Origin of the sequence: cf. Phormidesmis sp. LEGE 11477 (assembly GCF_015207105.1) — a bacterium.
GTDB lineage: Bacteria > Cyanobacteriota > Cyanobacteriia > Phormidesmidales > Phormidesmidaceae > Phormidesmis.
Genome location: NZ_JADEXO010000154.1, coordinates 1 through 11632 on the forward strand (window position 1 = coordinate 1; position 11632 = coordinate 11632).

At 50.2% G+C, this 11632-nt stretch carries 17 protein-coding genes and 1 pseudogene; 8 read left to right on the plus strand and 10 right to left on the minus strand.

Annotation, left to right across the window (positions count from 1 at the left end):
- From IQ256_RS26165 to acpP, 3 genes and pseudogenes are all read right to left on the minus strand, one after another.
- Positions 1-777 (minus strand): annotated as a pseudogene (locus tag IQ256_RS26165) (transketolase); the annotation flags it as partial.
- 221 nt (positions 778-998) lie between these two features.
- A complete protein-coding gene (gene fabF / locus IQ256_RS26170) occupies positions 999-2264 on the minus strand; it encodes a beta-ketoacyl-ACP synthase II (RefSeq protein ID WP_193858636.1) in 1266 nt (421 codons plus the stop codon).
- A gap of 80 nt (positions 2265-2344) precedes the next feature.
- Positions 2345-2584, minus strand: a complete 240-nt coding sequence (gene acpP, locus IQ256_RS26175) for an acyl carrier protein (protein ID WP_193858637.1) — start codon at positions 2582-2584, stop codon at positions 2345-2347.
- A gap of 394 nt (positions 2585-2978) precedes the next feature.
- On the opposite strand from acpP, the gene psaC reads away from it, so the two are divergent.
- Positions 2979-3224, plus strand: a complete 246-nt coding sequence (gene psaC, locus IQ256_RS26180; RefSeq protein WP_071776901.1) for a photosystem I iron-sulfur center protein PsaC — start codon at positions 2979-2981, stop codon at positions 3222-3224.
- 231 nt (positions 3225-3455) lie between these two features.
- Here the strand turns inward: psaC and IQ256_RS26185 are convergent, their stop codons facing one another.
- Positions 3456-4364 (minus strand): ABC transporter permease, encoded by a 909-nt coding sequence (locus tag IQ256_RS26185; protein WP_193858638.1) that lies wholly within the window; start codon positions 4362-4364, stop codon positions 3456-3458.
- Between the two features lie 202 nt (positions 4365-4566).
- Between IQ256_RS26185 and def the strand changes: the two genes are divergently transcribed.
- From def to IQ256_RS26210, 5 genes are all read left to right on the plus strand, one after another.
- Positions 4567-5130: a peptide deformylase gene (def, locus tag IQ256_RS26190; RefSeq protein ID WP_193858639.1), complete on the plus strand. Its 564-nt coding sequence runs from the start codon at positions 4567-4569 to the stop codon at positions 5128-5130.
- 156 nt (positions 5131-5286) lie between these two features.
- Positions 5287-5481, plus strand: coding sequence for a hypothetical protein (locus tag IQ256_RS26195; protein ID WP_193858640.1), 195 nt, complete (start codon positions 5287-5289; stop codon positions 5479-5481).
- Between the two features lie 100 nt (positions 5482-5581).
- On the plus strand, positions 5582-5908 hold the full coding sequence (locus IQ256_RS26200) for a DUF433 domain-containing protein (RefSeq protein ID WP_193858641.1): 327 nt from the start codon (positions 5582-5584) through the stop codon (positions 5906-5908).
- Positions 5905-6258 (plus strand): DUF5615 family PIN-like protein, encoded by a 354-nt coding sequence (locus IQ256_RS26205; RefSeq protein WP_193858642.1) that lies wholly within the window; start codon positions 5905-5907, stop codon positions 6256-6258. Before IQ256_RS26200 ends, IQ256_RS26205 begins: the two co-directional genes overlap by 4 nt.
- A 54-nt stretch (positions 6259-6312) precedes the next feature.
- Positions 6313-6465: a hypothetical protein gene (locus IQ256_RS26210; protein WP_228025305.1), complete on the plus strand. Its 153-nt coding sequence runs from the start codon at positions 6313-6315 to the stop codon at positions 6463-6465.
- A gap of 41 nt (positions 6466-6506) precedes the next feature.
- Here IQ256_RS26210 and IQ256_RS26215 read toward each other — a convergent pair whose 3' ends face one another.
- The 3 genes from IQ256_RS26215 to IQ256_RS26225 form a co-directional block, all read right to left on the minus strand.
- On the minus strand, positions 6507-6722 hold the full coding sequence (locus tag IQ256_RS26215) for a hypothetical protein (protein ID WP_193858643.1): 216 nt from the start codon (positions 6720-6722) through the stop codon (positions 6507-6509).
- Positions 6715-6999: a BrnT family toxin gene (locus tag IQ256_RS26220; protein WP_228025299.1), complete on the minus strand. Its 285-nt coding sequence runs from the start codon at positions 6997-6999 to the stop codon at positions 6715-6717. Before IQ256_RS26220 ends, IQ256_RS26215 begins: the two co-directional genes overlap by 8 nt.
- A gap of 128 nt (positions 7000-7127) precedes the next feature.
- Positions 7128-7358: a DUF433 domain-containing protein gene (locus IQ256_RS26225; RefSeq protein ID WP_193858644.1), complete on the minus strand. Its 231-nt coding sequence runs from the start codon at positions 7356-7358 to the stop codon at positions 7128-7130.
- A 286-nt stretch (positions 7359-7644) separates the two neighbouring features.
- Between IQ256_RS26225 and IQ256_RS29870 the strand changes: the two genes are divergently transcribed.
- The gene (locus IQ256_RS29870) at positions 7645-8154 is read left to right on the plus strand and encodes a GNAT family N-acetyltransferase (RefSeq protein WP_228025300.1); all 510 of its coding nucleotides are present in this window, start codon (positions 7645-7647) and stop codon (positions 8152-8154) included.
- A 240-nt stretch (positions 8155-8394) separates the two neighbouring features.
- Here IQ256_RS29870 and ndk read toward each other — a convergent pair whose 3' ends face one another.
- The 3 genes from ndk to IQ256_RS26250 form a co-directional block, all read right to left on the minus strand.
- On the minus strand, positions 8395-8841 hold the full coding sequence (gene ndk, locus IQ256_RS26240) for a nucleoside-diphosphate kinase (RefSeq protein ID WP_193858647.1): 447 nt from the start codon (positions 8839-8841) through the stop codon (positions 8395-8397).
- Between the two features lie 185 nt (positions 8842-9026).
- A complete protein-coding gene (locus tag IQ256_RS26245) occupies positions 9027-9605 on the minus strand; it encodes a hypothetical protein (RefSeq protein WP_193858648.1) in 579 nt (192 codons plus the stop codon).
- Between the two features lie 115 nt (positions 9606-9720).
- Positions 9721-10047, minus strand: coding sequence for a Dethiobiotin synthetase (locus IQ256_RS26250; protein ID WP_228025301.1), 327 nt, complete (start codon positions 10045-10047; stop codon positions 9721-9723).
- A gap of 410 nt (positions 10048-10457) precedes the next feature.
- Between IQ256_RS26250 and IQ256_RS26255 the strand changes: the two genes are divergently transcribed.
- Complete coding sequence (locus IQ256_RS26255) at positions 10458-11624, plus strand: DegT/DnrJ/EryC1/StrS aminotransferase family protein (protein ID WP_193858650.1); 1167 nt, start codon at positions 10458-10460, stop codon at positions 11622-11624.
- Positions 11625-11632 lie beyond the last annotated feature (8 nt).

The following is an 11632-nucleotide window of genomic DNA, read 5'->3' on the forward strand; positions in this document are numbered from 1 at the left end:
GGGTGAACCGTAGCCGATAGTGGTGGTCACCTTGATCATAGTGGGTTTGTCGGTGACTTCTTTGGCTTGTGCGATCGCCTTCTCAATCGAATCTAAATCACTATTGCCGTCTTCTACATGCAGCACATGCCAGCCATACGCCTCAAAGCGCTTGCTTACATCTTCAGTAAAGGCAATATCAGTCGAGCCATCAATCGAGATATGGTTGTCGTCGTATAAAGCGATTAGCTTCCCTAGGCCCAAGTGCCCAGCCAAAGAGCAAGCTTCACCCGAGATCCCCTCCATATTGCAGCCATCACCCATGATGGTATAGGTGTAGTGGTCGACTACTGTGCAGTCAGGCTTGTTGAACTTAGCCGCTAGATGCGCTTCGGCCATTGCTAGACCCACCGCATTGCAGACGCCCTGACCTAATGGACCTGTGGTCACTTCAACCCCTGCGGTCTCAAAGTTCTCAGGATGTCCAGGTGTCGTAGAGCCCCACTGCCGAAACTGCTTGATGTCATCCATGCTGACGCTGTCATAGCCAGTGAGATAGAGCATGGCATATTGCAGCATGCAGCCATGACCCGCAGAAAGCACAAAGCGATCGCGGTTGAACCAATGAGGGTTCTTAGGATTGTGCCGAATGAATTTGTCCCACAGCACAAATGACATGGGCGCAGCACCCATCGGCAAGCCAGGGTGACCCGACTTGGATTTGTTGACGGCGTCAATCGCCAAAAATCTAATGGAATTTATACACAGTGTTTCGAGCGATTGGGTTGCAACAGCCATAGCCTTTTTGAGTGAGGAGGTGAACAGTGAGAAAGTCGATTACTAACCTCATAGACAGGGTGAGGTTTACTCTGTGAAAAGTGCTTAAAAATACTTGAGAATTTCCCAAGCATTATACCGAGGAATCTGTAGCATCTGTGACCGTTTGATCAGAACTCGTCAGCGTTTTCTCACTAACGGACTCATCAATTCAATAGGGCGATTTACCAACAAGACTGTTTCTACTCGCTGTATTTCTTGAAGGCAAGGGTAACGTTATGACCGCCAAAGCCAAAGGAATTAGAGAGCGCTACAGTGACTTTTTGATCGCGACTTTGTCCAGAAACGTAGTCTAAATCGCAGGCCGGGTCGGGATTCTCTAAGTTGATTGTCGGAGGGACTTTATCATTGGCAACTGCCATCACTGCGGCAACCCCCTCAATTCCGCCCGATCCCCCTAGCAGATGCCCGGTCATACTTTTGGTCGAGCTGACCGTGATGTTGTAGGCGTGCTCGCCAAGTACTGTTTTGATCGCAGCGGTTTCATTGGGGTCGTTGACTGGAGTGCTGGTGCCGTGAGCGTTAATATAGCTCACCTCCTCTGACGAGAGGCCACCATCTTTTAGCGCGTGGCGAATGGCTCTGACTGCGCCTTCTCCGCCAGGGGCAATACCTGTCATATGATAGGCATCGCAGCTCATGCCGTAGCCAACGATCTCCGCATAGATGCGAGCCCCTCGGCTGAGCGCATGATCTAACGCTTCTAAGATGAGAATGCCTGAGCCTTCACCCAAGACAAAGCCATCTCGATCTTTATCAAACGGGCGGCTGGCATGAGTAGGGTCGCTATTGCGAGTAGACATTGCCCGCATCGAAGAAAAGCCAGCAAAGGTCAAAGGCGTGACAGCAGATTCGGTGCCGCCGCAGATCATCGCCTGGGCATAGCCGTTTTGAACCAGGCGAAAGGCATCGCCGATGGCATTGGAGCCAGCAGCACAGGCTGTAACCGAGCAGGAGTTAGGGCCTTTTGCGCCAGTTTGAATTGCAGTTAGACCTGCAGCCATATTCGCAATCATCATCGGAATCATGAAGGGGCTACAGCGACTAGGCCCTTTGTTCAGATAGATTTCTTGCTGCTCTTCCATCACCTGGATGCCGCCGATACCAGTGCCAATCATGACGCCAATCTGCTCAGCATTGAGATCGGTGATCTTGAGATCGGCGTCGGCGATCGCCTGTTTGCTAGCTGCGATCGCAAAATGAGCAAACCGCGCTGCCCGCTTCGCATCCTTGCGATCCATATAGTCCAGCGGGTCAAAGCCCTTGACTTCACCTGCAATCTGACTAGCGTGTGCCGAAGCATCAAACGCTGTCACCGGACCAATACCATTCTTACTTTCTAGCAGCCCCTGCCAGTAATCAGCTAGCGTGTTGCCAATGGGTGTGATTGCACCCATACCCGTGACGACAACACGCTTTCTCTCTTGCTTTTCTTCTAAATCGGCCATAGTTCTAAGGACAACACTGGGGAGATAGCCGGCTATCAGCCATCATTCAAACGTCGAATTACACTCTATATACGGGTGCCTTACGACTGTGCCTTTTCAATAAATTCCACTGCCGATTTCACTGTAGTGATGCTCTCCGCCGCTTCATCGGGAATTTCAATGTCAAATTCTTCTTCTAGCGCCATCACTAGCTCAACGGTGTCTAAAGAATCAGCCCCTAGATCGTTGGCAAAGCTAGCCTCTGGCTTTACCTCTGCCTCATCTACGCCGAGCTGCTCAGAAACGATCTTCTGAACCTTTACTAAGATATCTTCACTCATTACTATACTTAACCTTCAAACAGCAGCAAAAAGCTCAAAACTGGCCGAAACTACCAGCTACACACCAAGGGAGTTCAATCAGCTTTTAATTGAACAGCACAGACTATTCTTCTGATTAGAAAGCCGGTTATTTCTGTAGCAACGACTGTTTCTAACAGTCTGCATTTTTAAGCTTCACTATCTTATAGGAAAGCGGGACACCCCGTGATTTACTCTATCTACATCTCTCTCAAGCGTGAAGCTCAGTGTGAAGCTAATATTACATTCCATAAACTTTTACCTATCTCATTAAGGTGTGGCGGCTGGCGGCAATATACACTGCTAATGGGTCGGGGAACCCTTGCTCGCACTCGCCTAGCGACATTGCAACAATAACTTTTGGAGTCTTTACTTCATGTCTCATTCAGTCAAAATTTACGATACCTGTATCGGTTGTACACAGTGCGTCCGTGCCTGCCCTACCGATGTTCTAGAGATGGTACCTTGGGATGGCTGCCGTGCTGGGCAGATCGCTGCCTCCCCTCGCACAGAAGACTGCGTTGGCTGTAAGCGTTGCGAAACAGCTTGCCCAACCGACTTCTTAAGTATTCGCGTTTATCTGGGTGCAGAGACTAGTCGGAGCATGGGTCTAGCCTATTAAAGGCACCCTCAAAAGCTGTTAAAGGTCTGTGCTACTGTTAACCAACGTTTTGACAAACGAAAGTACGACGAACAAGCTGCGACAACCCAACGAAGTATGAGTCCTTCGCTAGTCTTTAGTTGATTAGCGAAGGATTTTTGGTAATGGCTTCTAGATGGCAGCTTCTAGATGGCAGCTTCTAGCTGTTGCTTCCGGTTGTCACGATCATTGCACCTAGTCGTTGGGTCGTTACTATCTTGCTATCGCAACTTTTCTGACAGCCAACAAACTACCAAGCAATCCTAGTCCAGTGCCTAGCAGCATTAAAGAGAAAGGCAACAGCAGCCACTGTTGAGAGGAGAGCTGAAGGCCGTTTGCCAGAAATTCGATAAAGGCGGGCTGGCTACTACCCGATAAAGATTTTAGACCTTGCTGAGCGGCGAGTAAGAGACTCCACGAACTGCCAGCACTGATCAGGCCAAAGACCGCACCCTGAATTAAAAAAGGCAGATAGATCCAACTGCGAGTAGCGCCCACTAGCTGCATCACTTCAATTTCCTGACGGCGGGCGATCGCAATTAATCGAATGGTTGTTGTCACCACTGCGATCGCCGTCATACTCAGCAGACTTACCACCACTGAACTCGCCCACTGCAGCCCCACATTAAGATCTCTAAGCTGTTGAATTACTTCGCTCACATACAGCACGTCGTCGACCCCAGTCATGCTCTCCAGCGTTGCTGCTAGCTGGGGTACCTGCTGTGTGTCTCTGGCTTTCACTTTGAGTTCATCAACCAGCGGATTGCCATTTAGCTGATCGACCGCGTTCGAGATATTAGATAGCCCTAGATCTGAAGTCATCTGCGACCAGGCTTGTTCCTTGCTGACTGCTTCTACGCTGACCACGCCAGGAAGCTGTCTAACCTTGCCGATCAGCCCATCAGCGCCTACACCACTTTCTAGATAGGTCGAAATCACTAGCTGCGAGCCAAACTGATTTAGCATTCCTTCCACTTGCCAGCTCACCTGCAAGCTAGTACCGAACAAAAATAGCAAGACCGTCATCGTGCTAATCGCTGCCCAGTTCATCCAGCCGCCGCGCCGCAGCCCTCTGGCGGTTTCGTGAAGCAAATAGTCTGTCTTGGTTAAAGATTTCAGCACAGTTTGGATCGAGGCCAGATTGCGGCCCTATTGTCAAAGGAATTACAGCTAAAGTGCCCCGAATCAATCTGAGTTGATACACATCGTCGATACCGGTATGTTGCCAATACCTACACATCGCTGATACGTATAGTGAAGTCGGTGTGAGTTGTTACAATAGAGAAAAGAACACCGCTTGAACTGGATTGAGTTGCAAAGACCCATGGCCGCAGTTATTGACGTTGAAAAGAAAAAGCTGAAGAAACCGCCGCTTATCGTTCATCAGATGGGCGATCGCGTTCTTCGTCAGCCCGCCAAACGAATCGCTAAGATAGACAATGCTTTGCGCGATCTAGTTCGCAAGATGCTGCAAACAATGTATAGCGAGGATGGTATTGGCTTAGCTGCGCCACAGGTCGGTGTGAACAAGCAGCTATTGGTCGTAGATGCCGACCCTGAAAACGAATCTGCACCGCCGCTAGTACTGGTTAATCCCAAAATTCTTAGCTACAGCGACGAGCTAGCCGCTGGCCAAGAAGGGTGCTTGAGCATTCCGGGCGTCTACCTCGATGTGATTCGCCCTGCCGCAATAGAAGTCAGCTTCAAAGACGAGAACGGTCGCCCGCGCAAGCTAAAGACGGATGATTTGCTAGCGAGAGTGATTCAGCACGAAATGGATCATCTCAATGGCGTGCTGTTTGTAGACCGAGTAGAAAATACCATTGCGCTCAATCAAGAGCTACAAAAGAACGGCTTTGCTGTTAAGCACGTTCAGAAAGTGAAATAGGAGTGAGACGATGCTGGCCGCAGTTATTCTGACTTTACTGTTTATAGTCGTGCTGCAATCTGCCTTATCTAAATAATTTATAGAGCGTAATTTTCAGAGCAAGCCTTTAAAAATTAAGCTTCAAAAGCAAACTTTAAAGAACAAAAGGAAAAGTCTGTGACTCCAAAAAGCGGTGCGTTGTTGGGTGTGGCCTGTTTGACTGCGATCGCAGCAGTCGGCTCAATGTTTGAACTCTCCTCCGGCGATCCAGACTGGGGCACTGCCCCTACCGCCGTCATTTTGGCGCTTAGTATTCCGGTCGGTATTCTGTCATTTATAGAAGCGGTCAAAGATGCTCGCGCTAATATGTGAGTTTTAATAGGTAGCAAAGGCTCTCAGTGTTCACTCAGATCGTGAGCAGCTTCTAACTATTTGACGGACTACGATCTTACGAAGTGCTTAACTTGAACCTATGAGTGTTGTCACAACTAAGTCATATGTGAAATTTGAGAATAAAGGGTACTGGCTAATCGATACCCGAATTTCGCTAGATTCCGTCGTTTATGCCTTCAAAGAAGGGCTGCTCCCTGAAAGCATAGCTCAGTCTTATCCGTTGCTTGATCTAGAGAAGGTGTATGGTGCGATCGCCTTCTACTTAGCCAACCGTGCCGATATTGATGCTTACCTCAGCTCTGAAGAACAGGCATTCAATGCCATGCCGCAGCCGTTAGCATCGGACGCTCCATCCTTATACAAAAAGTTAGTTGCTGCCAAAACTTCTCTACAGCAGGGGCAGTGACAAGCGTTGGATTTCAAGCTGACGCTGATCTGAATCAGGCTGTCGTCACGGGAGTTATTCGTCGGCAGCCAGAAATTAGCTTTCAAACAGCTACCGAAGCAGGCTTAGAAGGATTGGCAGACATAAAGGTATTGGCACTATCTGCCAGGCAGCAACGTGTTCTAGTGACTCATGATCGTAGGACGATGCCAACTGAGTTTGCTAATTTTGTTGCGGATAGTCAGAGCGCAGGTGTGCTGATTGTTTCTAGAAAAACGCCACTTGAAATAGTGATTGAGGAACTGATTTTAATTTGGGCTGTAACCGCTGCGGAAGAGTGGATTAATCGGATTGCGAAGATTCCTCTGTAAAGATGAGAACGATCGCCCTCGCAAGCTGAAGGGAAAAGAGCGGTGCGTTGTTGGGTGCAAGCTTGTTTGACTGCGATCGCAGCAGTCGGTCCAACGTTTGAACTCTCCTCCGGCGATCCAGACTGGGGAAGAGCGCCCACCGCCGCCATCTTGATCCTCAGCATTCTAGTCGGCATTCTGTCATTCATCGAAGCGGTCAAGGCTTGAAGCGCCAACGCCCAACCTGTCAGCTCTAGGAGATGAGATTATCAGCCGCTATGTGCTTCGACCGCATGTCCTTTGAGATAGTCTCGTAGAGCAGCATTAACGGCCTCATCGTCCGGGAATAAGTCACTCAGGTCATCGGCTATGCGAATCAGTCGAGGATGATTTTTCGTTTTGGATGCATACTTGCCACGTACCACGCCTTTCATCTGCGTAAAGTCGTACTCCGGCAGCATATCGCCAGGATCTGGATCAACCATAATTGTAGTTTTCTCGTTCACGGGTGGTTGCCTTCCGAGCTCCAATAATACGAACCACATCGTTTCGATCAGTATGCCATACAATCAGAAGACGGCCTTGATTGGAGATCCCTGCGGTGAGGTAGCGGTCTTCATCATCTGAATGTACTGGATCGTAACCGGTCATACTGTTAGGATCGTCGAACACGGAAGAGGCTTCATGGAAGCTAATGCCATGTTTGGCAAGATTGATTGCAGCTTTGGCGGCATCCCATTCGAAGTCCATACCAAACAGCATAGCCTAGCTAGCTGCGTCTGTTGCCTACCACCAGATCGAGCAATTTTCTTCACTATGTTTTGCCCTTGCTGGTTTAATGCTTCGATTGCATTCAAAAGGAAGTTCTCGTCGACCAGAAAGCGCAACTGCTAGACCGGGATAGCATAAACTTTCTCAGCCTTGAGTGCAGCACTGGCGTAGCTGAGGCAGGCTTGGATATCTTCGAGGCTAATACCAGGATAGTTGCGAAGGATTTCATCGGTACTCCAGCCCTGAGCAAGGAGATCGATAATAAATTCAACAGCGAGACGAGTGCCTCGTATGATGGGTTTACCGACCAGGATATCTGGGTTGAGAGTGATACGAGATTGCTGATCCATAAGCATGTCTATAATCCGTTATCTTCTGCTCTGGTGCATGCTATTGTCATTTGCTATGTGCTTCAATTGTATGCCCTTGAAGATAGTCTCGCAGAGTGGCGTTGACAGCATCATCGTCCGGGAATGAGTTGCTTAGGTTATCGGCTATGCGAATCATTCGGGGACGATTCTTTGCCTTAGATGCGTACTTGCCACCATACTCAGCGCTCCCCAGTGAAGGCTCATGTCACTTGCCCCGCTGACTCGGCCCCTAGGCATCACACAATCTACGTAAGAGATTTCGAGAGTGAACGTATTCACCCACGCCATTCCGTTCGTCTCAGCCGACTTCATAGTTCCAGAAAAGCTTGAGACCCAAGAGTTTCGGCTGCGGATGCTGACTATCAATGACGTGGTCAAAGACTACGACGCTGTTATGTCCAGTGTTGAGCACTGCAAAACGATCTGGCCAGACGGCAAGTGGCCAGAAGGTCTTACTCTCGAACAGAATCTGATAGATCTTGGCTGGCATCAAAAGGAGTTCCAGACTCGACAGTCGTTTGCCTATACTGTCGTAAATTCATCCGAGTCTATGATCATAGGCTGCGTGTATATTGAACCGACATGCAGACACGGTTATGACGCAGTTGTGTACCTATGGGCACGACAGAGCGAACTTGCTGGGGGTCTCGAAGGTCGCCTTCATACCATAGTGAAGGACTGGATAGCAGAGGAGTGGCCGTTCAAGTCGGTTGCATTTCCCGGACGAGACATCGCGTGGGAGACATGGCGAGCGATTCCTGATAAGAGACGGTAGTGCCGAAGTGATATCCAACCCTCGCTCTATCTTACGTGTTTTAAAATCTCTAAGACTTTCTGAGAAAGCTATTCTGAGACGTGGTCTTGTTGGGATATTGAAAGGTATACAAGAGAAAGTTAAATGTACTGCTGGATAAGGAAGCGATCGCAATAGTCATCCCATCAGCGACAGAAAAAGTCGAGGGGACTGTCGGTAAAGCCCCTCGCTTTTGCTATTTGCGCTACTTAGACAACCTGCTTATTCGTATAGCCAAGGCTTCATTGTGGGCTCCCAGCTACATAAGTCGTCGCCAAACCAAAGTTTAATTTCGCTCTCTGCGGTTTCGGGTGCATCGGAGCCGTGAATCAGGTTGCGGCCAATGGTGATGCCAAAATCGCCACGGATAGTGCCTGGTTCCGCGTCTAGGGGATTAGTCGCGCCAATTATCTTTCGCGCCGAGGCAATCACGCCTTCGCCTTCCCAAACCATTGCTACTACTGGCGCTGAAATGATGTAGTCAACCAGACCGCTAAAGAAAGGCCGCTCTTTGTGAACAGCGTAGTGGGATTCAGCCAATTCGCGTGATACAGACATCTGCTTCATGCCGACTAGGGTAAATCCCTTCGTCTCGAACCGACTGATAATATTGCCGACCAAACCCCGCTGGACGCCATCGGGCTTGATCATAATGAAACTCTTTTCCACGGTCTAAGACTCCTAACTGCTTTTAACCTTTCCTATGCTCAGTAAATCAGGTCAGTTTGTAAAGCCCTTTCTTAGCTAAAGATCTAAAGGTGTAAGCGCTACTTAGAATTGAACCTAGTTCTCGTGGACGACGCCTGCAAGAATCACAGAAGAGATTAACAGTCTAGAGAGTGAGTTCATGGCATCTACTCGTTCACAGCAGAGACATCGATAGTGACAGTACCTGTCGCAGTACTCGATGCTGGCAAGCGGCGTAGCGCTCTGGCACGATTTGCGTTAGCCCAGGCTACCTGATCCTTTTGGGGCAATAGCTGCCCGGCATAGATGCGCTCGGCGTAGGCCCAAGCGGCTTCTGTCGGGGTATAGCTCGGCTGCGGATACAGGCCAGTGATATTAAAGATATAGACGATATCACCTTGAGCAGTGCGCTGAAAGCAGGCTCCGAATGCCTGTGCCTGACGATGTAAGTAGCGCTGAGCAGAATGGCCAGTGAGCCCTGTATGCATCGCCAAATCTAGAGCGCTGACGTAGCCCTGCCGCTGCTGCAATAGCTGGTAGAACTTGCCGTCGAGTCGTTCTTGGTGACGCTGATGCTGCTGAAGCTTTTCCCACTGCTGCCGCCACAGCCAGTAGCCACCGATGCCAACCGCGCAGAGTAGGATGACTGGCCACAGCAACCGCAGCAGCAGGAAAGTAACTAGGCTGATGAGCCCTAGCCCTAGCACGATGCGAGATTGACTTTCAAATTCAGAACGAGATGGCATAGCACACCCAGAATAAGAATTCTTTGTACTCTAGTGCGAAGGGTGACCGTTGGCTAGTGAACGGTTTCAGGTAGTCATACTAGGTAGTTATCAAAGGCTAGGCAGTAGACATCGATCAGGTGTTGTCATCAGCTGTAACTGGCTCGTTAGCAAAGATTTTGTAGGCGGCGATCGCAATCCTAGCGAGATCATCATCTAGCAACGGCGGCAAATCAGCCCCGGCAGCCCGCGCGGACTCAAACAGGTTTCGCCCTTCGTAGGCTACTAAGAATAGACTCTGAGCCAGGGCGCGATCGAGCTGCTCGGCAGAGTGCAACTCGCTATGGATCAGCTTGAGTGCAATGAGTAGGGTCGTCACTTGGCCGGGGACAGGCGGATGGCCTCGGCGCAGCCTACCTAGAAACGTGTCACGGGTTTCGTGTCGAGGCAGAGTTTGCTGCATCAACTCCTGACAAGCTGTCTGGAAATCCATCTATTCAAACATCTAGGAAACAGCGCCTAGAGACTATAGCTTTGGCCACTTAGCTTACTACATCAGCGATCGCCAGAAGTAATACGGCCTAAGGCTAGCTCAGACGTGAACAGATCTATGCAAATCGATATAGGCGTAGCCTTCTGTTCGAGCCGTACTTGTGCGCTGGCTATAAGTACCAAAACCAAGTGCCCCCAAACAGGCACCTAAAAAAATTGATATGAGGCGGTGCAGCAGCCGGGATGAACGGGCACTCTTTAGCTATCTAAATCAAAAGCTATCGAATCAAAGCCCGCTGAAGCGCTTTAGGCCAGCTCATTGATGAGCCCTTACTAAGTCCTAGGCTAGCTTCGATCAGATGGCATCCTTATCCCTGCTCTATGACTTCTGTATCAGCCCACAACACTGTTCCTTTTGTCGATCTCTCTTGGCAGCACGACCCGCTACAGGCAGATATCATCGCGGCTATGGCAGCAACGCTTAGCCGAGGCGACTATGTATTAGGACAGGCAGTATCTGATTTTGAGGTGGCTTTCGCCGAGGCATGTGGGGTTGCCTATGGTGTCGGCGTTGGCTGTGGAACAGATGCGATCGCCCTAGGTCTACGCGCCTGCGGCATCCAATCCGGTGACGAGGTCATCTTGCCGGTCAACACCTTTGTTGCCACGCTGATTGGGATCTTACAGATCGGCGCAAAGCCCGTCTTTGTCGATTGCGATCTAGACACTGCGCTGATTGATCTAGCCGCCGCTGAGCAGGCCATTACAGATCAGACAAAAGCTATCATCGCCGTTCATCTCTACGGCCAGATGGTCTCACCAATTGGGTTACAAGCCATTGCCCAGCGGCACGATCTAATTATTTTTGAAGACGCTGCTCAGGCGCACCTCGGCGAGCGTGAGGACATTAAAGCTGGCGCGATTGGTGCAGGCGCTGCGTTTAGCTTTTATCCCAGCAAGAATCTGGGCGCGCTGGGTGATGGCGGCATGGTGGTGACACAGCAAGAGTCGGTGGCGCAGAAGGTGCGATCGCTGAGAAATTATGGCTCCACGCGCAAGTATTTTCATACCGACCCTGGCGGCACAAACAGCCGCCTCGATACGTTACAAGCAGCCGTGCTAGGGCTAAAGCTGCCGCATTTGAGTGAGTGGAATCGCGATCGCAACCGGCTGGCGGTCTACTACGATCAAGCCCTTGCCCCCCTCGCTCAGCAAGGCATCATCCCGATCAAAAATGTCAGCGGCTCCGGCCATGTCTATCACCTATACGTTGTTCGCACTACCGCCGACTGTCGGCTCGATCGAGCGACGCTACAGCTAGAACTAAGCCATCAAAATATCCAGACTGGCATCCACTACCCTACGCCTTGCCATCTACAGCCCGCCTACCAGTCACTGGGCTACAGCGCAGGCGATTTCCCCAATGCCGAAATTCTCAGTCAAGAAATTTTGTCACTACCCATGTATCCCGGCCTCACCACCGATCAAATTGATCGAGTAGTCGGCACGATTCGATCGGTACTAGCCCCGGAAGCGGCGACCGTATAGCCCGGAGC

What these genes read in the sequence shown, in the direction of transcription:
- IQ256_RS26245 (WP_193858648.1), bottom strand. Translation starts at nt 9,605, where the DNA reads ATGCCATCTCGTTCTGAATTTGAAAGTCAATCTCGCATCGTGCTAGGG.
- IQ256_RS26255 (WP_193858650.1), top strand. Translation starts at nt 10,458, where the DNA reads ATGACTTCTGTATCAGCCCACAACACTGTTCCTTTTGTCGATCTCTCT.
- def (WP_193858639.1), top strand. Translation starts at nt 4,567, where the DNA reads ATGGCCGCAGTTATTGACGTTGAAAAGAAAAAGCTGAAGAAACCGCCG.
- IQ256_RS26200 (WP_193858641.1), top strand. Translation starts at nt 5,582, where the DNA reads ATGAGTGTTGTCACAACTAAGTCATATGTGAAATTTGAGAATAAAGGG.
- IQ256_RS26215 (WP_193858643.1), bottom strand. Translation starts at nt 6,722, where the DNA reads ATGGTTGATCCAGATCCTGGCGATATGCTGCCGGAGTACGACTTTACG.
- IQ256_RS26250 (WP_228025301.1), bottom strand. Translation starts at nt 10,047, where the DNA reads ATGCAGCAAACTCTGCCTCGACACGAAACCCGTGACACGTTTCTAGGT.
- fabF (WP_193858636.1), bottom strand. Translation starts at nt 2,264, where the DNA reads ATGGCCGATTTAGAAGAAAAGCAAGAGAGAAAGCGTGTTGTCGTCACG.
- acpP (WP_193858637.1), bottom strand. Translation starts at nt 2,584, where the DNA reads ATGAGTGAAGATATCTTAGTAAAGGTTCAGAAGATCGTTTCTGAGCAG.
- IQ256_RS26225 (WP_193858644.1), bottom strand. Translation starts at nt 7,358, where the DNA reads ATGGATCAGCAATCTCGTATCACTCTCAACCCAGATATCCTGGTCGGT.
- psaC (WP_071776901.1), top strand. Translation starts at nt 2,979, where the DNA reads ATGTCTCATTCAGTCAAAATTTACGATACCTGTATCGGTTGTACACAG.
- IQ256_RS26220 (WP_228025299.1), bottom strand. Translation starts at nt 6,999, where the DNA reads ATGCTGTTTGGTATGGACTTCGAATGGGATGCCGCCAAAGCTGCAATC.